The 23,186-nt window shown below is 69.8% G+C and carries 19 protein-coding genes and 6 pseudogenes; 11 read left to right on the top strand and 14 right to left on the bottom strand.

Annotated elements, in window-relative coordinates; genetic code table 11:
• Positions 1-2 precede the first annotated feature (2 nt).
• The 3 genes from ACIQBL_RS16045 to ACIQBL_RS16055 all read right to left on the bottom strand — a co-directional run bounded on the left by ACIQBL_RS16045 (position 3) and on the right by ACIQBL_RS16055 (position 2,118).
• Positions 3-1,301 (bottom strand): cytochrome P450, encoded by a 1,299-nt coding sequence (locus ACIQBL_RS16045; protein ID WP_401941694.1) that lies wholly within the window; start codon positions 1,299-1,301, stop codon positions 3-5.
• Positions 1,302-1,561: 260 nt separating this feature from the next.
• Complete coding sequence (locus tag ACIQBL_RS16050) at positions 1,562-1,960, bottom strand: carboxymuconolactone decarboxylase family protein (RefSeq protein ID WP_401941696.1); 399 nt, start codon at positions 1,958-1,960, stop codon at positions 1,562-1,564.
• Positions 1,957-2,118: an acyl carrier protein gene (locus ACIQBL_RS16055; protein WP_401941697.1), complete on the bottom strand. Its 162-nt coding sequence runs from the start codon at positions 2,116-2,118 to the stop codon at positions 1,957-1,959. Before ACIQBL_RS16055 ends, ACIQBL_RS16050 begins: the two co-directional genes overlap by 4 nt.
• A 113-nt stretch (positions 2,119-2,231) precedes the next feature.
• On the opposite strand from ACIQBL_RS16055, the pseudogene ACIQBL_RS16060 reads away from it, so the two are divergent.
• Positions 2,232-2,895 (top strand): annotated as a pseudogene (locus ACIQBL_RS16060) (nucleotidyl transferase AbiEii/AbiGii toxin family protein).
• Positions 2,896-3,100: 205 nt separating this feature from the next.
• On the opposite strand, the gene ACIQBL_RS16065 reads toward ACIQBL_RS16060, so the two are convergent.
• Positions 3,101-3,679 carry a TetR/AcrR family transcriptional regulator gene (locus ACIQBL_RS16065; RefSeq protein ID WP_401941699.1) on the bottom strand — a complete coding sequence of 193 codons (579 nt, stop codon included), beginning with the start codon at positions 3,677-3,679 and terminating at the stop codon, positions 3,101-3,103.
• Positions 3,680-3,766: 87 nt separating this feature from the next.
• Between ACIQBL_RS16065 and ACIQBL_RS16070 the strand changes: the two genes are divergently transcribed.
• Together ACIQBL_RS16070 and ACIQBL_RS16075 are read left to right on the top strand one after the other, a co-directional pair.
• Positions 3,767-4,648: an SDR family oxidoreductase gene (locus ACIQBL_RS16070; RefSeq protein WP_401941701.1), complete on the top strand. Its 882-nt coding sequence runs from the start codon at positions 3,767-3,769 to the stop codon at positions 4,646-4,648.
• A gap of 224 nt (positions 4,649-4,872) precedes the next feature.
• A complete protein-coding gene (locus ACIQBL_RS16075; RefSeq protein WP_401941702.1) occupies positions 4,873-5,178 on the top strand; it encodes a hypothetical protein in 306 nt (101 codons plus the stop codon).
• 140 nt (positions 5,179-5,318) lie between these two features.
• Here ACIQBL_RS16075 and ACIQBL_RS16080 read toward each other — a convergent pair.
• Both ACIQBL_RS16080 and ACIQBL_RS16085 read right to left on the bottom strand, forming a co-directional pair.
• A pseudogene (locus ACIQBL_RS16080) lies at positions 5,319-5,932 on the bottom strand (hypothetical protein).
• 454 nt (positions 5,933-6,386) lie between these two features.
• Positions 6,387-7,022 (bottom strand): DUF5317 family protein, encoded by a 636-nt coding sequence (locus ACIQBL_RS16085; RefSeq protein WP_401941705.1) that lies wholly within the window; start codon positions 7,020-7,022, stop codon positions 6,387-6,389.
• Positions 7,023-7,647: 625 nt separating this feature from the next.
• Between ACIQBL_RS16085 and ACIQBL_RS16090 the strand changes: the two are divergent.
• The 3 genes and pseudogenes from ACIQBL_RS16090 to ACIQBL_RS16100 all read left to right on the top strand — a co-directional run.
• Positions 7,648-7,911 (top strand): annotated as a pseudogene (locus ACIQBL_RS16090) (transposase); the annotation flags it as partial.
• 390 nt (positions 7,912-8,301) lie between these two features.
• Positions 8,302-8,532 carry a hypothetical protein gene (locus tag ACIQBL_RS16095; RefSeq protein ID WP_401941708.1) on the top strand — a complete coding sequence of 77 codons (231 nt, stop codon included), beginning with the start codon at positions 8,302-8,304 and terminating at the stop codon, positions 8,530-8,532.
• A 182-nt stretch (positions 8,533-8,714) separates the two neighbouring features.
• Positions 8,715-9,556 (top strand): annotated as a pseudogene (locus tag ACIQBL_RS16100) (IS5 family transposase).
• 192 nt (positions 9,557-9,748) lie between these two features.
• On the opposite strand, the gene ACIQBL_RS16105 reads toward ACIQBL_RS16100, so the two are convergent.
• Together ACIQBL_RS16105 and ACIQBL_RS16110 are read right to left on the bottom strand one after the other, a co-directional pair.
• Positions 9,749-10,450 (bottom strand): response regulator, encoded by a 702-nt coding sequence (locus tag ACIQBL_RS16105; protein WP_401942522.1) that lies wholly within the window; start codon positions 10,448-10,450, stop codon positions 9,749-9,751.
• 107 nt (positions 10,451-10,557) lie between these two features.
• The gene (locus tag ACIQBL_RS16110) at positions 10,558-11,445 is read right to left on the bottom strand and encodes a sensor histidine kinase (protein WP_401941711.1); all 888 of its coding nucleotides are present in this window, start codon (positions 11,443-11,445) and stop codon (positions 10,558-10,560) included.
• 128 nt (positions 11,446-11,573) lie between these two features.
• Between ACIQBL_RS16110 and ACIQBL_RS16115 the strand changes: the two genes are divergently transcribed.
• The 3 genes and pseudogenes from ACIQBL_RS16115 to ACIQBL_RS16125 all read left to right on the top strand — a co-directional run bounded on the left by ACIQBL_RS16115 (position 11,574) and on the right by ACIQBL_RS16125 (position 16,067).
• Positions 11,574-12,317 (top strand): ABC transporter ATP-binding protein, encoded by a 744-nt coding sequence (locus tag ACIQBL_RS16115; protein ID WP_401941714.1) that lies wholly within the window; start codon positions 11,574-11,576, stop codon positions 12,315-12,317.
• Positions 12,314-14,659, top strand: coding sequence for an FtsX-like permease family protein (locus ACIQBL_RS16120; RefSeq protein ID WP_401941717.1), 2,346 nt, complete (start codon positions 12,314-12,316; stop codon positions 14,657-14,659). Before ACIQBL_RS16115 ends, ACIQBL_RS16120 begins: the two co-directional genes overlap by 4 nt.
• Positions 14,660-14,912: 253 nt before the next feature.
• Positions 14,913-16,067 (top strand): annotated as a pseudogene (locus ACIQBL_RS16125) (transposase).
• Between the two features lie 219 nt (positions 16,068-16,286).
• Here ACIQBL_RS16125 and ACIQBL_RS16130 read toward each other — a convergent pair.
• Positions 16,287-17,420, bottom strand: a complete 1,134-nt coding sequence (locus ACIQBL_RS16130) for a serine hydrolase domain-containing protein (RefSeq protein ID WP_401941720.1) — start codon at positions 17,418-17,420, stop codon at positions 16,287-16,289.
• 577 nt (positions 17,421-17,997) lie between these two features.
• Here ACIQBL_RS16130 and ACIQBL_RS16135 point away from each other — a divergent pair.
• Positions 17,998-18,410: pseudogene (locus ACIQBL_RS16135) on the top strand (transposase); the annotation flags it as partial.
• A 394-nt stretch (positions 18,411-18,804) separates the two neighbouring features.
• Positions 18,805-19,188, top strand: coding sequence for a hypothetical protein (locus ACIQBL_RS16140; RefSeq protein WP_401941723.1), 384 nt, complete (start codon positions 18,805-18,807; stop codon positions 19,186-19,188).
• Positions 19,189-19,210: 22 nt separating this feature from the next.
• Here the strand turns inward: ACIQBL_RS16140 and ACIQBL_RS16145 are convergent, their stop codons facing one another.
• From ACIQBL_RS16145 to ACIQBL_RS16165, 5 genes are all read right to left on the bottom strand, one after another.
• Positions 19,211-19,660 (bottom strand): hypothetical protein, encoded by a 450-nt coding sequence (locus tag ACIQBL_RS16145; RefSeq protein WP_401941726.1) that lies wholly within the window; start codon positions 19,658-19,660, stop codon positions 19,211-19,213.
• 19 nt (positions 19,661-19,679) lie between these two features.
• A complete protein-coding gene (locus tag ACIQBL_RS16150) occupies positions 19,680-19,931 on the bottom strand; it encodes a hypothetical protein (RefSeq protein WP_401941727.1) in 252 nt (83 codons plus the stop codon).
• Between the two features lie 66 nt (positions 19,932-19,997).
• Positions 19,998-20,312, bottom strand: a complete 315-nt coding sequence (locus tag ACIQBL_RS16155) for a hypothetical protein (protein WP_401941729.1) — start codon at positions 20,310-20,312, stop codon at positions 19,998-20,000.
• Positions 20,313-20,703: 391 nt separating this feature from the next.
• Positions 20,704-21,489 carry a hypothetical protein gene (locus tag ACIQBL_RS16160; protein WP_401941732.1) on the bottom strand — a complete coding sequence of 262 codons (786 nt, stop codon included), beginning with the start codon at positions 21,487-21,489 and terminating at the stop codon, positions 20,704-20,706.
• Positions 21,490-21,559: 70 nt separating this feature from the next.
• Positions 21,560-22,558, bottom strand: a complete 999-nt coding sequence (locus ACIQBL_RS16165; RefSeq protein WP_401942524.1) for an AraC family transcriptional regulator — start codon at positions 22,556-22,558, stop codon at positions 21,560-21,562.
• Positions 22,559-23,186 lie beyond the last annotated feature (628 nt).

Raw genomic sequence — 23,186 nt, forward strand, 5'->3', positions numbered from 1 at the left:
GGTCAGCTCACCTCGCCCAGGGCGACGGGCAGGCTCGTGCAGGCCCGGAGGTTGGTGGCGGGACGGTACGCCGGAGCACCCGCGAGAACGAGCCCGGGAAAGCGGGCATGGACCCGGGAGAGCGCCACGGAGCACTCCATGCGGGCGAGGTGGGCGCCGAGGCAGTGATGGATACCGTGGCCGAAGGTGATCATCGGAGAGGTGTCACGGCCCGGATCGAAACGGTCCGGATCAGGGAAAGCCTCGGGGTCGCGATTGGCCGCGGCGTCCAGGACACGGACGTCGCCGCCCTCGGGGATCGTGACACCGCCCATCTCCACGTCGCGGGTGGCGATACGGGGCACTGCCCCGAAGACAACCGGCGATCCGTACCGCAGCGACTCGTTGACGAAAGCCTCTACCTCCTCGGCGGTCCCCGCCAGCCACCGCGCCTGCCCGGGATGCCTGAGCATCGCCAGGACGCCGTGGTCGATGCCCGAGGCCGTGGTCTGGAACCCGCCCAGCCACAACCCCCAGACCGCGATGACGAGTTCGGTCTCGTCGAGCCCCGCTCCGTCGGCCGTGTCGCCCTGGAGCACGGACAGCAGATCGTCCTGGGGTGCTCGCCGCCGTTCGGCGGCCAGGTCCGCCAGATGGTCGTTCAGTTCCTGGCTGCTGCGGTTGCCGGTCTCCATCGCCTCGGCGGTGGCGCCGGGATGCAGTGAGCCGAGTGCGTCGTGCATCAGGCGTACAAGTCCGGCCCGGTCGCCCTCCGGGATCCCGAGGATGTCGCCGACCATGTGCACGGTGACGGGTTCGGCCAGCTCGGTGTGCAGGTCGGCGCCGACGCCGTCGTACAGCTTCTCGGACATCGACGTGAGCAGACGGTCGCAGTGGGCCTCCGCGCGGGTGCGCAGGGCGCGGATACGGCGCAGGGTGAAGTACCGCGAGAGGATCCGCCGCACCCGGGTGTGCTCGGGCGGGTTCATGGTGACCAGCGTGCGGGTGAGGATCTGCAGGGCCGTCGACTCCTGCCAGCGCGGGGTCCGGCGGGCGTACTCGTCCGTCTCCAGCACCCTCAGGTCCGGGCTCTGCAGGACCCACCGGGCGTCCGCGTTCCTGCTGACCAGGAAGATCCCGCTCGGACTCGCGTGCACCGGGTCGTTCTCCCGCACCCACGCGCAGAACGGGTGGGGATCCACCAGCGCCTCGGGCTCCTGGAGCCCGGCGAGGACGTCCACCGGACTCACGGACGCCTCCCGCACCGAGAGGTGCCCCGGGCGCTGTGGCCGCGCGGTCTGGCCGCCGCTCACCGTAGTCATGCGATCACCGTGGCCTGTGCCCGAGGTGTGCGCGATCCGGAAGGGCCGAACGGCAGCGGATTTCACCTCGTCGGTCTGCGGCCGAAGAGGGCACGGGCGCATTCGCCGGTGATCACTGATGGGGTTTCGGGTCTGAGGCTGGCGATCTACTCGGTCACGGAACTGGGCGGTCGAGAGGGGCATCCGGTCGGCCGATGCTCGACCGCTGTCTGGCTCGCGACTACTCGGGAGTGTTGCCGGGAACGGCACTCCTCACATGGTCAGTCCGTCTGTCGGGGCATGGGCACCGGCAGGAGCCCCTGTTCGTCGAAGATCCGGCGGGCGAGGAGCAGAGCCTCGGCGGCCTTGAGGAAACCCACGTGGGGGATGGTCTGCATGAGCACCGCGACCATCTGATGCGGGGGCGTGCCCACGCGCAGGCCGATCTGGATGTGGTTGCGCAGGCTCCACTCGGTGTCGAGCGCGGTCAGGGAGGCGATCGCGGCGATCCAGCGTTCCACCGGCGTCAGCCCTGGCCGTATGCAGATCTCCCCGCATCCGAAGTCGAGGATGTGGTCGAGGAAGTCGGGCGTTATGTCGGCGAACGGCTCGTGGACGTGCTCCACCGCTTCCTCGCCGCCGAAGGCGGTGACCAGCTCGGTGCCCTGTTCGCGTGTCATGGTGCGGGTTGCCTGTCGGTGCGGATGGTCCGGGCGAGCTCGGTGAGGGTGGCGCCGCCGATGATCCGCACGGCGGGGAGCTCGATGTCGAAACGGCGCCGGACGGCGACGGAGATCTCAAGCCCCATCAGTGAGTCACCGTCGTGGTTGGTCGTCATCGACCCCAGCTGTGGCCGGTACTGCGCACCCTCGTCGGTCGCACCGTGCGCAACGTGTGGGAAGCCGCCTTCCCCCAGCTCGCCTCCCGCGCCCAGGCAGCCGCGTGACGGAGATGCCGGAGCTGCACACGCGGCTCCTGGCGGATGTGATCTCGCTGGGCTCGCCATATCCCCTGGTCCTCAGCGGCGGATATGCCGTGCGGGCGCATCGCCTCGGGAACCGCCCAGCCAGGACTTTGATGTCGCCACCGAGAACCCGGCGCCCAGGGCCGATATCGCGGCCACGCTCCGCTCCGGCCTGGAAGCCCGCGGCTTGAAGGTGCACGCGCTGGAGACCGCTCCTGTCCGCCCGCTTCACGGTGACTGACCCGGTCACCGGGCGACTGCGAGGTCGACATCCTCAAGGAGATCTTCTGGCGGCCGATCGCTCAGACCCCGTACGGGCCCGTTCTCGCGGAGGAGGACGTGATCGGGACCAAGGTCCGTGCCCTCGCCGACCGCGGAGCGCCCCGCGATCTGATCGACGTGTTCGCGGCCTCCCGCCGCTGGACCAATGCCGAGCTTCAGGAGTTCGGCCGCCGCCACGCCCGTGGCCGCTTCGAACGCGAGGACCTGCAGGCAAACCTCACGGGCGCCGAGTGGACCGACGACGTAGCCTTCGCGGCCTACGGTCTCGATGATGCCACCGTCGCCGCTCTTCGCATGTGGGCCGTGGAGTGGGCCGACGACCTCGCAACCCGCCTCCTCGAAGCGTCCGATGATCCAGACATCGACTGATCACGGTCGGCGGGACCGGATCTCCAAGCGGCCTACGGCGCCGACCAGGGTAGGAGCCGCGGCACAGCTGGGCACCGACTGGGCCGACGGAATGCGGCTGTCCCTGCACCAAGACTCCGCGAAGTTGCGCGCCTTGACGGGGCACGGGGGCGCAGCACTCGCGGCGCCGACAGCCCCCGGTCGGTGAGCTTCCAGGTCGCATCGATCAGCCCAGCGACGCAGTTGCCGCGCGCAGGTCCTCAAGGGCTGCCAGCGCATGAGGCGCGAGCCCTGCTGTGTCATCGCGGTCGCTTTCGGACCACTGGGCGTAGCCCCGCTTGAACGCGAGGACTCCCAGCTCGCCCGCGAGGTGCGCGGTCGGGTCGGGGACACCGCGGGCGATGAGTGCGGCTGTCATGGCGGCCGCGAGACCGACGCTCTTGAGGGTGTCGCGCTCCTGGAGTTCGGTGCTGGCCGCCACGGCGGCTTTGATGCGGGGGCCGAGTTCGCGGTTCGTCGGCCCCATGGCGCTCGATGCGCGCTCAAGACCGGCCGCCACGGCTTGGAGCGGGCTGGCGCTCGCCGGGGCTTCGGTGATGCCGTCGGCGAGCAGCCTGCTGAGTGTCTCCTGGCCGGCGACCAGTAGCTCGCGCTTGTCGGAGAAGTGTCGGAAGAAGGTGCTCTTGGTGACGCCGGCGCGCTCGGCGATCTGCGCCACCGTGGTGGCGTCGTACCCCTGCTCGGTGAACAGGTCGACGGCAGCGACGACGAGTCGCTGGGCCGCCCCTGGTTGCCATCTAGCCATGAGACCAGGATAGGTGATGGGACACCTGTCCCGTCACCGGTGTAGGGTCAGTGACGGGACAAGAGTCCCATCACTTGAGGGAGAGCCATGCACGTCTTCATCACCGGCGGTACCGGCACCATCGGTTCCGCCGTCGTCGCCGAACTGCTCGGCAACGGCCACACCGTTCTCGCGCTGGCCCGCTCGGACGGCTCCGCACAGGCACTGGAGAGCGCCGGCGCCAAGGTGCTGCGAGGGGAACTGGCGGACCTCGACGTCCTGCGGTCCGGTGCTGCGCAGTGCGACGGCGTGATCAGTCTGGCGTTCGGACGCGACTACAACAGCCCGGGCGCGCTCGCGCAGGCCATCGCCGAGGAGAGCGCCGCTGTCGCCGCGTTGGGGCAGGAACTCATCGGGAGCCACCGCCCGATCGTCACGGTCTCGGGTACACCTTGGGTCCCGGGCCGTGCCTCCACCGAGGCCGATCCGCTGCCGACCGACGGACCGGTGGGCGGTCGGGGCCGTTCGGTCACGGCGCTGCTGGATCTCGCCTCGCGCGGTCTGCGCAGCATGGCCGTCCGCATGCCGCGCACGGTCCACAACGAGGGCCAGGGCGGATTCGCCGGCGTGCTGGTCGATGCGGCGCGCCGTACCGGGGTATCCGGTTACCCGGGTGATGGCACGCAGCGCTGGCCGGCCGTGCACGCGCTCGACGCAGCGGTCCTGTTCCGTCTGGTCCTCGAGTCGGCACCCGCCGGGACGTCCTGGCACGCCGTCGGCGACGAGGGCGACGCGGTGCGGGACATCGCGACAGTCATCGGCCGACGACTGGGCCTGCCGGTCGAGGAAGTCCCGCAGGAGAACTTCGGCCCGTTCGGCCCGATCTTCGCCATGGACCAGCCGGCCTCCAGCGCCCGCACCCGCAATGCCCTCGCCTGGCAGCCGACGCACTCCAGCCTCCTCAAGGACCTGGAGAACCTCCAGCTCTGACAGGCTTCGACAGGCCACAGCCCAAGCAACGCATACCCTTGGCCCGCTGATCCGGCCCACCACCGAAGCCCTCCGGCCGATCCGACAGGCTCAGGACGCAATTCCCCCGGACGGTCGATGACGGTCCAGGCCGGCGCCCAACTGTGGGACGGGTCACCGCGCCAGGCACACAGCTCGGCGCCGCCGGCGTCCGGTTGCCGGCAGTCGGCGTGCAGGAAATCCCGGTGAACCAACCACGAGCATGCAGAACCTGCGCGTCAGGGCTTCCGACCGGCAGACCGACGCGCGAGTTCTCGCTCACTCCCCTACAGGAATCCGCGAACCCGCACGCTTCTGACCGCAGCAAGTCCGACCAGGACCCGAGCACTTGGCAGCCGCCCGCCTCTGACTACCACCGCTGGTACGCGACCGACTGGATCGCCGACAAAGCCCGGTCGAACCTGACCGTCGACCCCGCCGAACACGCCGCGCTCGCCGAGGTCTTGAGCAGTTGCCCCGATCAGCCCGTCCCCGTCGTCCTCGCCACCTGAAACAGGTCCGGCCCGTCGCTACGGGGGGAAGCGACGGGCCGGATGACTGCCACGCTCTCATACCGGCCGTCCCCGGCGTGCCGCATCCGGCTGAATTCGCCTCCATGCCATGACAATTGCCCGTTCGGCTGCGCGGCGCCTCAGCCGAGTCCGAGTCGGCTGAGCGCGGTGGTCCAGTCGGTGACGATCGCCTGCTGCGCGGCGGCGAGGGCGACCTGGCCCTTGCAGACCGCGGTGTGCAGTTTCGTCTCCACCGGATCCTTCGCGTTGTTCACCCCCGAGCCCTTCTTGTGACCCGGGTCGGCCGGCTCCAGCCACCGGTTGCGGTAGTCGTTGGGATCCCCGCCCAGCTGCAGGCTGATCAAGTGGTCGTACTCGGCATCCCCCATGCGGCCGGTGAAACCGTAGGAGGCCGCGTTCAGCTTCTTCTCCCTGCCCGTGACCGAGGTGGAGGGACGGATGCCGGAGGTGCAGCCGCCCTGACGGCAGATCGTCGACTTCAGATTCGCCTGCGTGACCGCCGGAGAGACCGCACCCGGCGTGCGCTTCGGATCCTCCAGCGGCTCCCCCTTCAGATGCCGGTAGTGGCAACTGCCCGCGGCCGGCTGCTGTTGGACCGTGTACGTCTTCTGCGGACCGCACCCACCGCGATTACCCGCCCGGCCCCGCCGGCACCCGACGCACGCGACCTGGCACTCGCGCTCCCGGACACCGCGGAACTGCCCAGCGACGTGGGGGAACAGCCCGCGAGCATCAGACAGGTGAGCAGGACAGATGACGCGGCACAGCGGGTGGACGATATGACGACCCCTCACGGGCAGGCGATGGCTGAGCAGATGCTGCCCCACCCGACTGCCGCCCGACCGCACGGGGTCCCGCGCGAAGACGCACTGCCGTCGCACGGCGCACCGCAGGCGGCGTGCAACGCGCGGCCCCCTCCGTCCCGCGCACTGCGGGACGGAGGCCGTGTCCGAGGGGCGGGCAGACCTTGCACCGGAATCTGCCCGCCGGTGGATTTTGATGCGGTGCGACTGTGTGCCGAGGCGGGACACCCTGCGGTCGCCCCCGTTCCCGGGTCCCCGCCGGAACTGAACGCCGACGGGGACCGCTGCGGGTGCGGGTGCGGGTGCGGAGGGATCAGCCGCCGGTGTAGTCGGGGGCGCCGAGGGTGTAGAGGAGGGCGGCGATCGTGGCGAGGGTGAAGGCGGTCAGAACGAGGCGCTGCCAGGTGAGTGTCTTGGACATGGTGTCTCCGCAAGATCGTAGGTGGCCCGGGAAGGGGCGGGCTGGATGCTGTGGTGCATGGCGGTGGAGATGAGCAGCACGACGGCGGCGGCCAGGACGATGTCGCCGATGCTGATCACGGCATGCAGTGCCGGGACGGGGATGGTGTCGCCCAGCACGAGCAGATGCGTGGTGTGCCCGGCGGGTGCGTTCTTGGCCGTCTGGGATGCGGTGGGGAGTCCGGCGGCTGCTGCGGCTGAAGTCCGGTAGGGCATACGGCCGTTGGCGGTGATCGCCAGAGCGTTGAGCAAAGCGCCCACGACGGCCACGCCCACAGCGGCCGTCAACGGCCAGGACCGGCCCCGGATATTGACGCCCAGCCACAGCAGAGAAAGGGCGAACACCAGGACCAGAAGAGCCGTTCCCAGCACGTGGCCGACCGTGGTGGGAAAAGTAGCGGTGACCCGTTGCGTGATCTGTACGGCAGCCGCAAGCCACAGCAGCCACAATCGGCGCAGGCGCACACTCACCAGCCGACTCAGGCGGCCACCGGTGAGGTAGCCCAGCACGGTCCCGACGAGCACGGGGCCGGCGAACAGGACGAACGCCCGCCCCGTCACCCGATACGACCGCGTTCAGCACCGCCGCGCCCCGGCAGTCGCAGGCACGCGGCCATCAGGGCCGCGACGAGCCGACCGCATCCACATCTGCTGTTCACTCCTACCCCCTGGTGATCCACGCGTCCGCACGCCGGACCCGGCCCCGATATCCACGATGGCAGGGCACAGGGGCTTTGTCTCCGGCCTGGCGTCACCTGGTTCTCGGCACTGGGACGCTTTCCCTGCCGCACGAGACGCTGGACATCGCAAACGCCTCCACTCGGCGGTGGATTACCGCCCTCCACGTGAAGTTCACACCGAGTGCGAGAGTTGCGCATCACCGCGTGAAATAGACGGCCAGACGCCTGTCCGGAGAACACGACGCCCCTCAGGCCCGGGAGCGACTTCGACATGAACTGAGCCCTGGACAACAGACTCTCGCCGGCCTTGACTTGGACGAGATGCGGCTGAGGTTCGTGCGCTTCGGCTCACAACGCTTCGACATCGCGAACACACCCGACACAGACGGCCTGCTCTGCCAGTCGGGACCCACGCCTTCGAGGGCCCACCCGTCGTCACACGGGACGTTGCCCGGCAGTTCGAGGTCAACGATGCCTCAGGCGATCATGATCATTACATCCAGCTCCTTCAGCTATGGATCACCCAGGTCCGCACTGCCGATCTACCGCACCTGCATGCCTTCACCCGAGGGCTGGAACGATGCCTCGACGCCGTGATCACCGCGTTCACACTCCGCTACAGCAACAGCCCCACCGAGGGCGTCAACACCAAGACCAAGCGGATCGCCCGCCAGATGCACGGAGGAGCAGGCTTCACCCTCCTCCGCCACCGCATCCTCCTCGGACAGCGACACCCTCCGTCACCGCCGAATGTGAGACAGGGCCTTTGACTCTCCGTGGTTTCGTGCCGACTTCGTGATGGGCGGGGCGGCTGTATGCCTCGCCGGTCGCGAGAACGCGGCCCACGTCGTGACGGGTGGCCGGACAGTGGTTCCTCGAACCAAGTGGCCTTCCCGGTCCGCGTGTTGAGGATTCGGGTGCGCTGGCCGGAGAGCCGGCCTTCGTGTGCAGGTTCCTGAACCCCCGTCGGACGCGAGCGGGCGTGAGTCTGTTCGGCTCGGTCGGTTTCTCCCAGGGCCTGCGGAAGCCGGTGGCCAGTGACCCGGCGAGCCGGAACTGGACGCAGACGGCGATGACCAGCCAGGTCCGCCGCTTCCGAGCTGCGGAGCAGGGGCTTGGTCCAGCCGAGTATCTGCTTGAGCAGGCGGAACGTGTACTCAATGTCGAAACGCCGGAGGAAGGACTGCCAGCAGCGGTCGATGTCCGACGCGCTGACCCCGGTGCCCGACCACCACAGTCGGACCGGCTGGTTGACCCCGCCGGACGGCAGCTTCTCCACGGCGAGGCGGATAACAGTGCCCTCGGCGAGGGGCAGCGGTCCGTCGTACTCGATCCAGGCCGCCCGCCGGGGTGCGGCCGGTCCCCATGCCCGCGCGGTCGCCTTGCCGTAGAGGCGGGTGTCGGTGACCTGCACGGCCTGCTCGATGCCCCAGGTGAAGGGGGCGCCGAAGACGAACTCCTCTCTGAACTCAGAGGTCGCTCGGATAGGAGTGGTGGAGGGCCTTGGCTGTGGGGCGGGCGCAGGTCATAGCGATCATGGAGTTGCAATGCTCTGTGATCATTGAGAGGACCTGTGCCCGCCCTGCCATCATGGGTCACTGAACCACCGTGGGAGCATTTCACGGCGCTGCCGCCCACGAGGCCGGAGTTCCACCCGGGGCATCCGCTCGGCTGTCACCGTCGGCGTGTCAGCGACCGGATCGTCTTCGGCAAGATGCTGCAACTGCCGCGCTTCGGCTGTCCTTACGAGGCGATCGCCGACATGATCTGCTCGGCCACGACGATCCGCAGCCGCCGCGACGAGTGGATACAACTGGGCGTGTTCGCCCGGCTCACGCAGATCGCGCTGGAGTGCTACGTCCGAAATGTCGGCCTTGTTCTCGACCAGATCGCTGTCGCCGCAGCCATCACCAAGGCTCCCGGCGGCGGCGAGGCCGCCGGACGTTCACCGGTCGACCGCGGCAGACAGGAACTGAACCGCTCGGGTATGACGGACGGATACGGCATTCCCCTGGGCCGTGCCCTGGCTGGCGCCAACCGGCACGCTCCCCGCTGCTCGCCCCGACCCTGGACCGCCTCAACAGCCTCGGCCCGTTGCCCGGCGACATCACCGTGCACCTGGACGCCGGCTACGACTCGGACAAGACCCGCGCCCTGCTCGACGAACGCGGAATCCTTGTCCGCATCGCCCAAAAGGGCGAGAAGGCGCCGATCCAAGCCGGCCGACGGTGACACGTCGAACGCACTCACGCCTGGCAGAACGCCTTTCACCGCCTCGCCCGCTGCTACGAGCGCCGCGTCAGCGTCATTGATGCCTCCTTCGACCTCGCCGACACGATCATCACCGTGCGCAGCCTGATCCGACGGGCAGGGACGACGCACCGCTGGGACGAAGGTCCCAACCGTCGACCATGACCACACGCCTACCGGAGCGATCTCTTGACCGAGAGTGTCATCCACTGGCCTGTCCCGGCCGTGCCGGAACAGGCGTGGGACGAGCACGCCGGTCTGAGACCGTGACAGTGCCCGACGATCTCACGGGATGTCGCACAAGACCGGGGTCGACCGGCCCGGGGCGGGCCTGCGCAGCGTGCCGGGGAAGCCGTGTCACTCGGCGGTCAGGTCGGCAGGGGTGATCAGGCCTGTCTCGTAGGCGAGGACGACGGCCTGGGCGCGGTCGCGCAGGGCGAGCTTGGCGAAGATCCGGGCGACGTGGGTCTTCACGGTGGACTCGCTGAGGGTGAGGGCTGCGGCGAGCTCGGTGTTCGACAGACCCCGGCCCATCAGGGCCAGCACCTCGAGTTCACGGGGGGTCAGCGGAGCCAGGTCGCGGTGGATCGCGGGGGTACGGGCCGCGGCAGCCGCAGCGGCGGGGCTGTGTGCCGTGTCGGTCCGGCCGGCGCTGTGGGTCGTCGCGTAGCGCTCGATGAGGCGGCGGGTGATCGAAGGGGCGAGCAGTGCGTCGCCGGTGTTCACCAGTCGTACGGCTGCTGCGAGGTGGGCGGCGGTGACGTCCTTGAGCAGGAAGCCGCTGGCTCCGGCGGCGAGCGCCGCGTAGACGTAGTGGTCGAGGTCGAAGGTGGTGAGCATGAGCACCCGGCAGTTCGGGAGCAGCCCAAGGACGCGCTTGGCGGCTTGAAGGCCGTCCAGGTGGGGCATCCGGATGTCCATGAGGAGGACGTCCGGGCGCAGCCGTTCGGCTTCCGTGACGGCCGCCATGCCGTCGGCGGCCTCGCCTACGACGTCGATGTCGCGCGAGGTGAGGATGAGGCGGAAGCCGGTTCGGATGAGTTCCTCGTCGTCGGCGATGAGGACGCGCGGGGCGCCGGTGTCTCGGCTCGGGTTCGCGTCCGGGTCCGGGGAGTTCGGGACCCGGCTCGGGGCGTGGTGGGCACCGCGGTCGGCGGCGGACTCGGTCACGGGCGCTCCAGGGGGATGCGGGCTCGGACGCGGTAGCCGCCGCCGATGCGGCGCCGGGCGTCGAAACGGCCGCCGTAGACGGCGACGCGCTCGCGCAGACCGAGCAGGCCGCGCCCCGCGCCGTCGTCCCGGTGCTTGCGGGCGCCCGGTTCGGCACCCGTGTTCGCGGGGTCGGCGGACAGCACGCTCGGTCCGCTGTTGAGCACCTCGACCCTCAGACTGTGGTCGGCATAGCGCACCGTGACAGCCGCCTTGCCGCCGTCGCCGTACTTGAGCGCGTTGGTCAGCGCCTCCTGGATGATCCGGTAGGCGGTGACGTCGATGCCGGGCGGCAGCGGGCGCGGTTCGCCGGAGATCCGCACCTCGACCGGGAGGCCGGCGAAGGCGATCCGGTCGACGAGGGTGCCCAGTTGACTCAGGCTCGGTTGCGGTGCGAGTCCGGAGAGGTCTCCTGCGCCGTACGACTCGGCCCGGTCCTCCTCGTCGTCTCCGTCGGGTGACGGCGCCAACAGGCCCAGCAGATGGCGCAGTTCGGTCATCGCGTCGCGTCCGGCACCCTCGACGGCTCGCAGCGCGGTCTCCGCCTCGTCCGGCAGGGTGGCCAGCACCTCGCGTGCGGCGCTCGCCTGGACGACCATCAGGCTGACCTTGTGGCTGACGATGTCGTGGAGTTCGCGGGCGATGCGGGCGCGCTCGGCCGCGACCGCCGTACGGGCGGCGGCCTCCCGCTCGCGTTCCAGCAGCCAGCCCCGGTCCTCCAGGACCCTGCGGTGACGGCGGCGGACCCGCCCCAGCAGTACGACAGCGCACCCGGCCAACGCCAGGCTCACCGTCGCGAGGACGATGAGCAGCCACCCCGTCCTCGATGTCCACACGGCCTCCATCGTGCCACGCGGCCGGCGAGCGGGCGTCCACCTGCGGGTCCACCCCGTACATCCTCAGGATGACCACCGGCACTTGATACTTCCGGGGGCTGACGCCCGGACGGCCCACGCCGCCTACCGTCCCTGCCATGACCACCGAAGACATCAGCGGCACTGCCACCGGGGCCGACCCGGCCGCCGTGCGCGACCAGGAAGTCGTCCGGGTGAGCGGCCTGCGCAAGGAGTACGGCGACACCGTCGCCCTGGACGGGGTGGCGTTGGAGATCGGCGCCGGGGAGGCAGTGGCGGTGATGGGCCCCTCCGGCTGCGGCAAGTCGACCCTGTTGAACATGATCGCCGGCCTGGACCGGCCGAGCGCCGGCTCGGTGCGCGTGCACGGCGAGGAACTGGGCCGGATCAACGAGACCGGCCTCGCGCTCTTCCGGCGCCGCCGTATCGGCATGATCTTCCAGTTCTTCAACCTCATCGACGACTTGCCCGCGATCGACAATGTCGCCCTGTCCGCGCAGCTCACCGGATCGCCGGCCCGTCAGGCCCGGCGCCGAGCACTGGAGTTGCTGGACGAACTCGGCATCGCCGACCGCAGGAACGTCTACCCCGCCGCGCTCAGCGGCGGCGAGCGCCAGCGGGTCGCGGTGGCCCGCGCGCTGATGAACCGCCCCGCGCTGCTGCTGGCGGACGAGCCGACCGGTGCGCTGGACAGCCACTCGGGCGAGCAGGTGATGGACCTGCTCATCGACCTCAACGAACTGGGCCAGACCCTGCTGCTGGTGACGCACGATCAGCGGCTGGCCACGCGCTGCGCCAGCCGCCTGGTGACGATGGCAGACGGCCGGATCACTGGCGAGCGGACCCTGGAGCGGTCGGCATGAGCGCGGTGTGGCGCGCCTCGCGCGCGGCCGTTCGCCGCCGTCGGCTGCAGACCGCCGTGATCGGGGTGGTGGTCCTCGTCTCCAGCATGGCCCTCGTGGTCGCCCTGGGCCTGCTGGACGTCGCGTCCGGACCCTTCGACCGGCTCTTCGGCCAGGCGCACGGCGCGCACGTCGTGGCCACCTTCGACGCAGCGAAGGTCTCCGGCGCGGAGCTGGCACGGACCGCGCACCGTTCGGACGTGCGGGCCTCGGCCGGGCCGTTCCCGGAAGCCGTGGTCGACATGCCGCAGAGCGCCGCCTCCGAGATGCCCGGGATGAGGCCCGGCCCCCTGACCGTGGTGGGGCGGGCGGAGCCAGGTGGACCGGTCGACCGCCTTGACCTCTTCGCCGGGCACTGGGCCACCCGCCCCGGCGAGATCGTCCTGGCGTCCATCGACGGGCCCGGCGCGGGCAAGGGGCCGGACTCGCCGATCGGCAAGCGGATCCGGCTGCCCGGGCTGCCGCCGCTGACCGTGGTCGGCCTCGCGTCCAGCGTGAGCGGGACCGCGCAGGCATGGGTGTCCCCGCAGCAGATCGCGGCCCTGCACCCCACGACGTACCAGATGCTGTACCGGTTCGGCCAGGCCGCGACAGCCCGTCAGATCACCACGGACACCGCCGCGGTGACCGCCGGACTGCCGTCCGGATCGCAGGTCGCCCACCAGTCGTATCTGACGCTGAAGGCGCAGATCGCGTCCAAGCCCAACGCCTTCGTGCCGTTCCTCATGGCCTTCGGCATCCTCGGCCTGCTGGTGGCGGTCCTGATCGTGGCCAATGTGGTGAGCGGTGCCGTGGTGTCGGGATTCCGGCACATCGGGGTCCTCAAGTCCCTTGGATTCACGCCCAACCAGGTGGTCGCGGTCTACCTGGTGATGATCTGCGTCCCGGCGACGGCGGGCGCGCTCTCCGGTACGGCCCTGGGCGCGGTGGTGGCGCGGCCGCTGCTCCACGTGGTCTTCCAGGGTGCGGACCTCGGCACGGTGAACGTCGCGCCGGCGATCGGCTCGTGGGTGTACGCGGCCACGGCGGTCGGCATGCCGGCCGTGGTGCTGCTGGCCGCGCTGATCCCGGCGCTGCGCGCGCACCGGCTGTCCGCGGCCCGTGCGATCAGCGCGGGCAGCGCACCCAGTGGCGGACGGGGGCTCGCGGTGCAGCGGTGGCTGAGCGGGGTGCGGCTGCCGCGCTCGGTGAGCCTGGGCCTGGGGCTGCCCTTCGCGCGGCCCGGACGGACGCTGCTCACTGTCTCCGCGGTCCTGCTCGGGGTGGCGACGGTGACCTTTGCCACCGGCCTGTCGGCCACCATGGTCTCCTACGGCAATGCGGTCGAGGGTGTCGGCAAGGTGCAGGTGATCGTCGGGCGGGGGGAAGCCAGACTCGGACAGACCGTCCCGCGGCACGGCGATGCCGCGACTCAGGCGCTGCTGCGCGGTCTGCCGCACGCGGCGGACGTGTCCGCCATGGGCTTCGCCGACATGCGGCTGCTCGGGCAGAGCCAGGACGTGGCGATCGAGGGCGTGCGCGGGGGACGGTCGGCTCTCCAGGACGACCTGGCCAGGGGCCGGTGGATGCGGGGGCCCCGCGAGGTGGTGGCCTCCGGCAGATTCCTGGCCAAGTACGGTCTGCGGCTCGGTGACTCCTTCGTCCTGGGCGCGGCGGGCGGCCGTCGGGAGCGAGTGACCCTGGTCGGGGAGGTCATGTCCGGGCCGGCGGACTGGATGCGCGCGGACTGGGCGACGGTGACCGCTCTTGCACCGGGCGCGCAGGCCAACCAGTACTGGGTGCGGCTCACCCCCGGAGCCGATGTCGGTGCCTATGTGAAGGCCGTTCGAGCCGCTGACCCCGGTCTCTATCCGGACGTGAAGACTTCGGTGAACGCCGGGGCCGTAACAGTGATCGGTTCCGCGTCCGTGCTGACCCTGATGCTGTCGGTGGTCGCCGCGATGGGGGTGTTCAACACCGTCGTGCTGAGCGCCGGGGAGCGGCGGCGCGACCTGGGAATGCTGAAGTCGATCGGCATGACGCCGCGGCAGGTCACGGTGATGATGGTGGTGTCCATGGCCGGGCTGGGCCTGGTCGGCGGGGTCCTGGGGCTGCCGCTGGGAGTCGCGGCGTACCACGTGGTGGTCCCGATGACCGAGCGCAGCGCCCACCTCACCTTCCCGGACCGGATGCTGGACGTGTGGCACCCCGGGTCGATGACGCTCCTGGCGCTGGCCGGGGTTGCCATCGCCGCACTGGGCGCGGTGATACCGGCGCGGGCGGCGGCCCGGCAGACCATCGCCCGAGTCCTGCACACCGAGTGAAGGCCGCAGCGCATCGGAGGAGAGCCTCTGCCAGAGCCCTGGCGGCCCGGACCGAGCCCGCGGTGGTGCCCACCCCGTCCCTGGTCGCCCTGAGCAGGTCGTGTCGGCGATCGCCTCGTAAGAACAGCGGATCCGACGATCATGGGAGAGACGTCAAGTGACGGACACCGCCGTGGAGTTGGAGACCGTGGAACCTGTCGAGAGCATCCTGTCCGGGCAGCCTGCGCCCGTGTCGGATGAGCAGCTGGTCGCGATGCTGGTGGAACGGGCCCGGTCGGAGGGGCTGCAGTTGACCGGCCAGGGCGGGCTGCTGCAGCAGCTGACCAAGCGGGTCCTGGAATCTGCCCTGGAAGGCGAGATCACAGGTCACCTCGGCTGTGAACGCCACGATGCTGTCGGCCGGGGCAGCGGCAGCTCCCGCAACGGGAGCCGGGCCAAGACGGTGCTGACCGACGTCGGGCCGGTGGAAGTGAAGGTGCCCCCGCGACACCGCCGGCAGCCTCGAGCCGCAGATCGTCAAGAAGCGACAGCGGCGCCGGACGGGCATCGACGAGATGATGCTCTCCTTGTCCGCGAAGGGCCTCACTCACGGGAAGATATCGGCTCATCTCGCCGAGGTGTACGGCGCCGAGGTGTCCAAGCAGACCGTCTCCACCATCACCGACACCGTGATGGAGGGCGTGGCCGAATGGGAGAACCGTCCGCTCGACCGCGTCTCCCCGGTCTTGTTCGTTGACGCCATCAACGTCAAAATCAGGGACGGGAAGGTCGCGAACCGTCCCGTCTACGTGGTGATGGCGGTGAGGGCGCGAAGTACTGGCTGCGCATGTTCACCGAGTTGAAGAACCGCGGCCTGGACGACGTGTTGATGCCGGTCCGCGACGGGCTCAAGGGCCTCCCCGAGGCCGTGGAGACCGTCTGGCCCCGCACGATCGTCCAGACGTGCGTGGTTCACCTGCTGCGGAACTCGTTCCGATACGCCGCCCGCCAGGACTGGGACAAGGTCGCAGGGGCCCTCAAGCCCGTCTGCACCGCACCCGGCGAGGACGCGGCGACGGAGCGGTTCCTGGAGTTCCAGGAAGCGTGGGGCGGGAAGTATCCGGCGATCGTGAAGCTGAGGTCGGACGCCTGGGCCGAGTGCGTGCCCTTCCTCTCCTTCGACGTCGAGATCCGCAAGGTCATCTGCAGCACGAACGCGATCGAGAGCGTCAACGCCCGCATCCGCAAGGCCGTCCGCGCCCGCGGGCACCTCCCCAACGAGGCCGCCGCCCTCAAGTGCCTCTACATGGCACTGATGAGCCTGGACCCGACCGGGAACGGCCGCAGGCGGTGGACCATGCGCTGGAAAGCACCCCTCAACGCGTTTCAGATCGCCTTCGAGGGACACCTGACCCCGAGCAACAACTGACCATCAACAACCAAGATCAGCCATTAAATTGACACACCCCCCGGGGGCCTGTCCCACCCGCCCACTTCTCTTTTTCTTCTGCTGTGGGGTGTGGATGGCTCTGGCCAGGAAAGCCCACTGAACGTGGGCTTCGGCGTGGGACATCAGCTGGTCCGGTCCGGCTCCACCGTTTCCAACCGCTGTCTCGTTCCGGAGTGTGGGACCTTCGGGCGTTGGTGGCTACGAGGGACAGAGGACGGCGGTCATCAGGGCGAGGGCCGCAGGGCTGGCGTCGGCGTCGGTGCCCCAGTCGGTCCAGTCCACCGTGACTTGGCGGGTGCCGTCGAGGGTGTGGAAGGAGATGGTGCGGTAGCCGGGAGTGCCGCCGCCGTGGCCCACGATGGTGCCGCAGGGAAGCGTGGCCATCTCCAGGCCCAGACCCCAGCCCTCTCCGCCGGGGTCGGCGGTCATCTCGTGCAGCTCGGCCGGGCGCAGGAGGCCGCCGCTGAGCAGGGCGCGAAAGAAACGGTCGAGGTCGGCGGTGGTGGAGATGATCTCGCCGGCAGCGCCGGCGATGGACATGTTGACGGTGGTGTAGTCGACCGGGACCAGTGTCCCGTCCTCACTCTCCACCGGTTCGTAGCCGTGGGAATGGGGCCCGGTGAGGAAGGGAGAGGAGCCCGGCAGGCGGGTGTCCCTGAGTCCGAGGGGCCGGATGATGCGCTGGTCGATTTCGGTGCGGTACGAGTGGCCGGTGACCTTTTCGACGATCATCCCGAGCACGATGTAGTCCGTGTTCGAGTAGTGGTGATCGGTGCCGGGCGGGAACAGCAGAGGGCGGTTGCGGTCGCCGTCCTTGACGGCCCGTCGGACCAGCTCGGCGGGTGTCCAGGTACGGAAACGGTCGTGGGGGGCATCGCCGTCGAGCAGTCCGTCGGTGTATTCAGGCAGGCCGCTGGCGTGCTGGAGCAACTCTCGGACCGTGATCCGGTCGCCTCCGGGAGCAGGGACGAGGCCCGGGAGCCACCGCTCAGCGGTGTCGGACAGGTGCAGCCGCCCCTCGCCCACCAGCTGGAGTACCACGGTGGCGGTGAACGTCTTGGTGACGCTTCCGGCGCGAAAGCGGCCGTCGACGGGGGCGGACTGCCGGCCGTTGAGCCTGGCCTTGCCGCTGCTGCCGCGCCATACGGCGCCCCCCTGCCGGACCTCGGCGACCGCGCCGACCGCGCCGGTTGCCGTCACCTGGTCCAGCGCCGCCTGCAACGCAGTGGCGTCCGGTACCACGGCGGACGGTGCGGCGACCGCACCGCCGGCCGCCGGAACCAGCGCGCACACCGTCAGCAGCGCCAACGCCCCGAATCGTGAGCCCGTCATCGTTCTCCCAACCTCAGCTGTTCCCCGTGGTCCCCGTCGTACTGGCGTGGACGATGGTGCCCGTCCAGGCCAGTACGACGGATCCACCCCGGGAACGAGGGGGTATCCCTGAACAAGGAGCCGCCCGCCCCGACACCGGGATCAGGGGATCACCTAGGGGCCATCGGGAACGAGGCCCGTCATCCTTGCCCGCACACCCCTGCGTTGGCTCTCACCAGCGTCCAGGTAGGTGGGCCAGAACGCACCCGTGGAGCCAGATGAGCCCCTGAGCTGCATCACCAGACCACTCGACTTGTCATGCAAGGACCTGACACAGGCGCTCACCGAACGCCGCGCCTGCGGCCGGTGACACGTTCGTCAAATCACCCGACAGCCACGAGCGCCTCGCGCCCCGCTGGCCGCGACCAGCAGCTTGTCCCCGTGCCTCCCGGCGCCGGTCCGCGGCTGTACCAGCCTGTCTTGCCCTCAGCCCGCCTGGCGTTGATGCCGCGTCACACCGCGCCGACCCCCGAGTTCCCTGACCCGCTGCTGACCGCAACCGACACGACAGTCACACCTGCCGCACGTCACGGTGGTCGGGCAGAACGCCGACTTCCGGGACGGCCTGAGTGAGCGGGGCATCGGATATGTCGTGGCGGTCCGCTCCGACGTGACCGTCCACCCGCACGACGCGCAGCCCATCGCCCCGGCACGGTCTGGAACCGGCCGCAGGTCACAGCCCCGCTACCGCGACAAGCCGTCCTCGGCGGCCGCGCTGGCGGCCGGCCGGGGACGACAGGCGTTCGCCGAGGTCACCTGGCGTGAAGGCTCCCGCGGACCGATGCCCTCGCATTGTCTGGCACTGCGGGTGCGGCTGGCTGGCGTCAGGGCCCCCGCCTGGCCCAGGCCGCCGCCATCGCCGAACAGGGCCACGGGGACGGCGTCCTGCCCGGGGGGACGCTGCTGGCCGAGTGGCCCAAGGACGCCCAACAGCCCACGGACTACTGGCTGCGCAGGTAGCGTCTGGTGTCTTAAGCGCGAGGCGCCGGTCGGACTCGTCCGGGAGGGCGGAGCGCAGAACCCAACCGATCCATTCCGGGCTCCGGCGCCGGTCCAGGTGCTGCTGGATGGACTGGACGGACGCCTCACGGTCGCCGATGGATTCTCAGGAGGAGCAACACCTTCGTGTGCGTCCTCTATCGCGCCATGTGACGGCCGCCGACGCCGCCCAAACCCCCGCAGGAGACTCAGTGCCAATGATCCGGCGACGCTACGCCAACGACACCACCCCACGCGCCCTGAAATCCTGATCCCCAGAACCAGCGACTCGTATCTCGGTACCCGCACACAGGTCCGGGGACGTACTCGCATCAGAACGCGAAGGGAAACCATGCGCACTCGACGAATGCTTGCCACCGCCGCGACCGGGCTCACTGCGGCCGCGCTCATCATCGGCATTCCGACCGCCGCATCCGCATCCGCCGGCGGCGGCTGCACCTCGCGCAACGGCATCGAAGCCTGCATCAGCGCCGACAGCACGGGCGTCAAGCCCGACGCGTACATCAACTCCCTCCCCGGCGGGTGCAAGTCGATACTTCTCTACGTCATGAACGACAGCACGGGAGACCTGGCCTATCAAACCGGGCTCCCCTGCGCGACTGGTCACTATGGCCCCTGGCATCTGTCCGCCTCCAATGGGACCGGCTACACCACCTACATCGAATACTCCTCCAAGACGAGCGGCGATTCGGAGGAGGTCATCTCTCCGTCCGAGATATTCAGCAAATAGACGAGCAGTCCCGATTGCCCGGTCAGTGGTAGTAGGCGATCAGTGACCGGGTGGTCCGGGCCGCGACGTTGCGGTGGTGCCCGATGACGCAGGTCAGTGCCAGGATGCGCCGGCCGATGCGGACGCCGACGCGCCGGCTGGAGGCTCGCGTCGCCCGATAGAACTGGCTGGTCATCCGCTCGGCTTTCTGGGAGCGGCGCAGGACGTCGGCGTAGGAGCCGGAAGCGAGGGTCTGCATCGCGTCTTTGTGGATCTCGGTCCAGGTGAACGGCGAGCCGATCGCTGCGGCTGCGGCCTCGGCGCCTTGCTGATACAGCCAGGGAAGCCGGCACTGGACGAAGGCGCGGGCCTCGGCGTCCATGCGGTCGCGGAATGCGGTGATCGCCTGCTTGAACTCCTCCAGCGTCGCCAGGAAGTGCGTGGTGCGCGCGTTGCCCCCTTTGTCACGATGACGATTTGCTGACGGCTTCAAGCCGTTGCCATGCCCCCCGCTACCGGATGCGGCGTGCGAGCACAGGCGGGGCGGTGACCAGCACGGCGATCCCGTCAGCCGGGGTGCTGTCATCGGGAGCGACGGCGGCCGTGACGGCGGTGATCTGCCGCTCGATACCGATCAGATTGTTCGTGTTGTCCATGGCGACGGCGCGCGCGGAGCGGAGCCGGGTGTAGCGGGCCTCCAGGTCGGCGGCGTCGGTGCTGGTGCCGAGCTGGGCGAGCAGCCAGGACAGGGCGGGCTGGTCCATGCGGAGTGTCTCCGGGGCGGGGGAAGCCCGCCCCGCTGCTTCCAACGGGGCGGGCCTCGGCGGTGGTTACTCGGGCGCGGTCGTGCGGGTGCGGGTCCTCGGAGCCGCGGTCGGCGTTGGTGCCGGTTCAGGCTTCGGGGTGTCGAGCGTTGCCGGGCTTGGTTCCTGCGCCAGCTCGGTGACGGCCTGGGGCTCGGGCGCACGAGCGGCGTCCGGCTCTTCAGGCAGGGGGAGTTCGGGCAGGATGCCTTCCTCCCACGCGTCCGGGTCGGTGATGAGCCCGGCCACCTCCGGCTCCGGCTCCTCCCCGGGCTGAAGCACGATCGGTTCTCGGGTCCCGGGGTGCTGGATGCGTACGGCCGGGGCCGGTCGCGCGCCCATCAGATGACCTTCGCAACGACGTGGGCGTCCGGGATCGGATGACAAAGGACGTGCCGCACGTACGTGCAGCGATGGTGCTCGATGGACACAAGGCACGGACCCGGGTCCTGGTCTGCCTTGCTCCGGTTGACGGCAGCGGACATCGCGATGAGAGCGCGATCGTCGTTGTGACCGCTGGTGCAGTCCTGCCGGTGCCTCACCGTCCAGGCTCAGGCGCCCAAGTCCCAGGCCCCGGGGTGGGCCAGGAGATGCCGATGCCGCGCGAACACGAGATTCGCGCGGCATCTCGGGCCGACAGCCGCACGTCGGCCAGGGCCGAGCCGGTGCGCCTACCCGCCGGCTCCACGAGCGAGGCCCTTCCCTGTTCCGGGCTGCCTCCTCCCCCGGGTTCTCAGAAGCGACCCGCGTTGAGTGCTTTCTGCAGCCCTTCCGTGGTCTGCTTCCCCCACTGCCCGTCCTGAGTGACTCCGACGTGTGCCTGGAGGGCCTTGATCGTCTGTGGGCCGATCTGGCCGTCGGCGGGCACGTGGAGGTGGTTCTGGAGAGCCTTCTTGGTGTTCGGTCCGAACTGACCGTCTGGGGTCACGCCCAGCACCCACTGGAGCGCCTTGGTGGTCAGCGTCCCGAAGCCGCCGTCCACGGTGAGCGGGCAGTACGGGTTGTGGTTCGAAGGCGGCGAAGTGGGCGAGCCGGTGCCGCCGCCGGGCAGCCTGAGATAGGTGAGGGGCTCGCCCCGGTGCGAGTTCGCCTCGTCCGCCAGGGTGGTGCGGATCGGGTCGGCCTCCTGGCCGTGGGAGACGCACAGTGCGCCGAGGCCCTTGGCGGCGCTCTCGACGAGGATGACAACGTGCGTACCGGTGCCCGCGCCGAAGACCACGAAGTCGCCGGGCTGGGTTTCGGCAGCGGAGATGTGCTCGCAGTGGCCGAGCATCGTGCCGGTGTAGCCCTGCCCGTTGAACCCGGAGCCGTTCGGGTCCCCCGCCCCGCTCCACTTCGCCATGATCGTGGCGAAGCCGGAGCAGTCCGTCGAGAAGGGAAGCGCGTGCACGGCTATGCCGATGGGCATCGGCCGGGCCTGCGAGTAGTGGATGTCCGCGTTGTGCTGGACCCCCCAGAGACAGTTGCTCACCATCGCCTGCCGGACCTGTGCCGTGGTTGCCTGAGCGGTAGTACTCATCCTGCACTCCTGTTCGTGTACCTGTCGGACACGGTGTCAGTGCGCAGGGAGTGACGTCGTTGGCCCAGCGTCACCCCTTCATTGACGCTGCGTCCACTGCCGTACCGCCCGCTTCCAGGACCTGGCGGCGGTAGTCGCCCGGGGGCATGCCGTGCACGGTACGGAAGGCGCGGCTGAAGTCGGCGGCGTGGTGGAAGCCCCAGCGTGCACCGAGGGCATGGACCGGGTGGTGGCACAACTGGGGGTCGGCGAGGTCGACCCGGGCACGTTCCAGGCGCAGGTGGCGTATCCAGGCCGCGACGGTGAGTTCGCGTTGCCGGAAGAGCCGGTGCAGATAGCCGAGGGATATGTGGTGGTGGGCGGCGATCGCGGCGGGTGTCAACGCCGGGTCGGCGAGGTTGTGTTCGACGAACACCTCGATCCGGGCGAGCAGCGCCTGGCGTCGGGTCTCCGGGGGCAGCCGATCCTCGGCGTCGATGTATGAGGCCAGGGTCGCGGCGGCCAGGTCGAGGGCCACCTCGCCGAGCCGCCGGGCCTCGCGCTCCCCGACTTCTCGCCGCTCGACGGCCCCGGCGACACCGACGAGGTAACGGGCGAAGACGGCACTGATCCCGGTGTCGCCGGACATACCCCGCGCGAGCAGTGGGTTCAGCCGCTCCGGGCGTAACGGCACTGCGGCCCTGGGCAGTTGCAGCATCACCATCTCCCCCTGACCGGCTCCGGGCAAGGCGCGGGTGTCGAAAGGCTGGGAGGTGTCATGGAGCAGCAGCTGGCCCGGGGTCAGCCGGGTCTCGTTGTTCCCCTGGGCGAAGCACAGTTCGTTCGCCATGACGACGCTGAGCCCGTACCGCTCGGGGTCCGAGCGGCGCACCAGGGCCGACGAGCGCACGGACCGCATCTCGGGGTAGTCCAGCGCCGTCAGCAGGACCGGGCCCAACTCCGCCACGGTCACCACGGAGCGGAAGTCGCCGGCGTGCGGGCTGCTGACCATCGACGGCACGATGTCCTGCGCCATCTGCTCGCACCACCACGGAAACCGGTCGGCGGCCGGCAGATCCTCGCTGCGCATGGTCACGATCACGTGCTGTCCTCCCCCGGAAAGCTGCCGAGAAGCAGGACAGCACAGAAGATTCAACGCATCGTCATGGAAGCCCCAAACGGCTTCTTCGCTTTCGCAACCACTGGGTCAACTTGTCGGCGTCTTGGTTCCCGAGTCGGAAGGGGGGTCCGGCGGCACGCGGCAGTGCATGGGGGCCGCAGGTTCCTCGGCGTCGGGCGGCACGCCCTGATCGTCGACGCCTCGAACGACCCCGAACTGGAGGCGACGCGGCAGCTGCTCCTTCGACTCATGAGTCCTCCAAGACGCAGCGCACCCGGTGCGCTGGTGGGGTAGAGGAATCCACGCCTGTTCATGAACACTTTCCGTTCACATGAACAGGTGTGAGCCGTAAAGGCCTAGACCAATACGCCTGTCACTCCCTGCGGCAACAGTTGGCGGACTCTGCGCCCTTGCGCCGACGGCCAGTTGGAGAAGTCGGTCCGTCCCGGACGCAGAAACGGAAGAGGAGAGGACATACCGCGGCCCCGAGGCGATCGAAGCACTCGGGGCCGCGTCTGCGCGTTGCGGGAATGGAGGGCGGTCGCCTACGCGGCGATGCGCTCTGCGGGGCTTCAGCCGGACGATCGTCCCCGCAGGC

The sequence above is a fragment of the Streptomyces sp. NPDC088350 genome (genome assembly GCF_044753545.1).
Taxonomy (GTDB): domain Bacteria; phylum Actinomycetota; class Actinomycetes; order Streptomycetales; family Streptomycetaceae; genus Streptomyces.

What these genes read in the sequence shown, in the direction of transcription:
- ACIQBL_RS16045 (WP_401941694.1), bottom strand. Translation starts at nt 1,301, where the DNA reads ATGACTACGGTGAGCGGCGGCCAGACCGCGCGGCCACAGCGCCCGGGG.
- ACIQBL_RS16050 (WP_401941696.1), bottom strand. Translation starts at nt 1,960, where the DNA reads ATGACACGCGAACAGGGCACCGAGCTGGTCACCGCCTTCGGCGGCGAG.
- ACIQBL_RS16055 (WP_401941697.1), bottom strand. Translation starts at nt 2,118, where the DNA reads ATGACGACCAACCACGACGGTGACTCACTGATGGGGCTTGAGATCTCC.
- ACIQBL_RS16065 (WP_401941699.1), bottom strand. Translation starts at nt 3,679, where the DNA reads ATGGCTAGATGGCAACCAGGGGCGGCCCAGCGACTCGTCGTCGCTGCC.
- ACIQBL_RS16070 (WP_401941701.1), top strand. Translation starts at nt 3,767, where the DNA reads ATGCACGTCTTCATCACCGGCGGTACCGGCACCATCGGTTCCGCCGTC.
- ACIQBL_RS16095 (WP_401941708.1), top strand. Translation starts at nt 8,302, where the DNA reads ATGTCGAAACGCCGGAGGAAGGACTGCCAGCAGCGGTCGATGTCCGAC.
- ACIQBL_RS16110 (WP_401941711.1), bottom strand. Translation starts at nt 11,445, where the DNA reads ATGGAGGCCGTGTGGACATCGAGGACGGGGTGGCTGCTCATCGTCCTC.
- ACIQBL_RS16115 (WP_401941714.1), top strand. Translation starts at nt 11,574, where the DNA reads ATGACCACCGAAGACATCAGCGGCACTGCCACCGGGGCCGACCCGGCC.
- ACIQBL_RS16120 (WP_401941717.1), top strand. Translation starts at nt 12,314, where the DNA reads ATGAGCGCGGTGTGGCGCGCCTCGCGCGCGGCCGTTCGCCGCCGTCGG.
- ACIQBL_RS16130 (WP_401941720.1), bottom strand. Translation starts at nt 17,420, where the DNA reads ATGACGGGCTCACGATTCGGGGCGTTGGCGCTGCTGACGGTGTGCGCG.
- ACIQBL_RS16140 (WP_401941723.1), top strand. Translation starts at nt 18,805, where the DNA reads ATGCTTGCCACCGCCGCGACCGGGCTCACTGCGGCCGCGCTCATCATC.
- ACIQBL_RS16150 (WP_401941727.1), bottom strand. Translation starts at nt 19,931, where the DNA reads ATGGACCAGCCCGCCCTGTCCTGGCTGCTCGCCCAGCTCGGCACCAGC.
- ACIQBL_RS16155 (WP_401941729.1), bottom strand. Translation starts at nt 20,312, where the DNA reads ATGGGCGCGCGACCGGCCCCGGCCGTACGCATCCAGCACCCCGGGACC.
- ACIQBL_RS16160 (WP_401941732.1), bottom strand. Translation starts at nt 21,489, where the DNA reads ATGAGTACTACCGCTCAGGCAACCACGGCACAGGTCCGGCAGGCGATG.
- ACIQBL_RS16165 (WP_401942524.1), bottom strand. Translation starts at nt 22,558, where the DNA reads ATGCGCAGCGAGGATCTGCCGGCCGCCGACCGGTTTCCGTGGTGGTGC.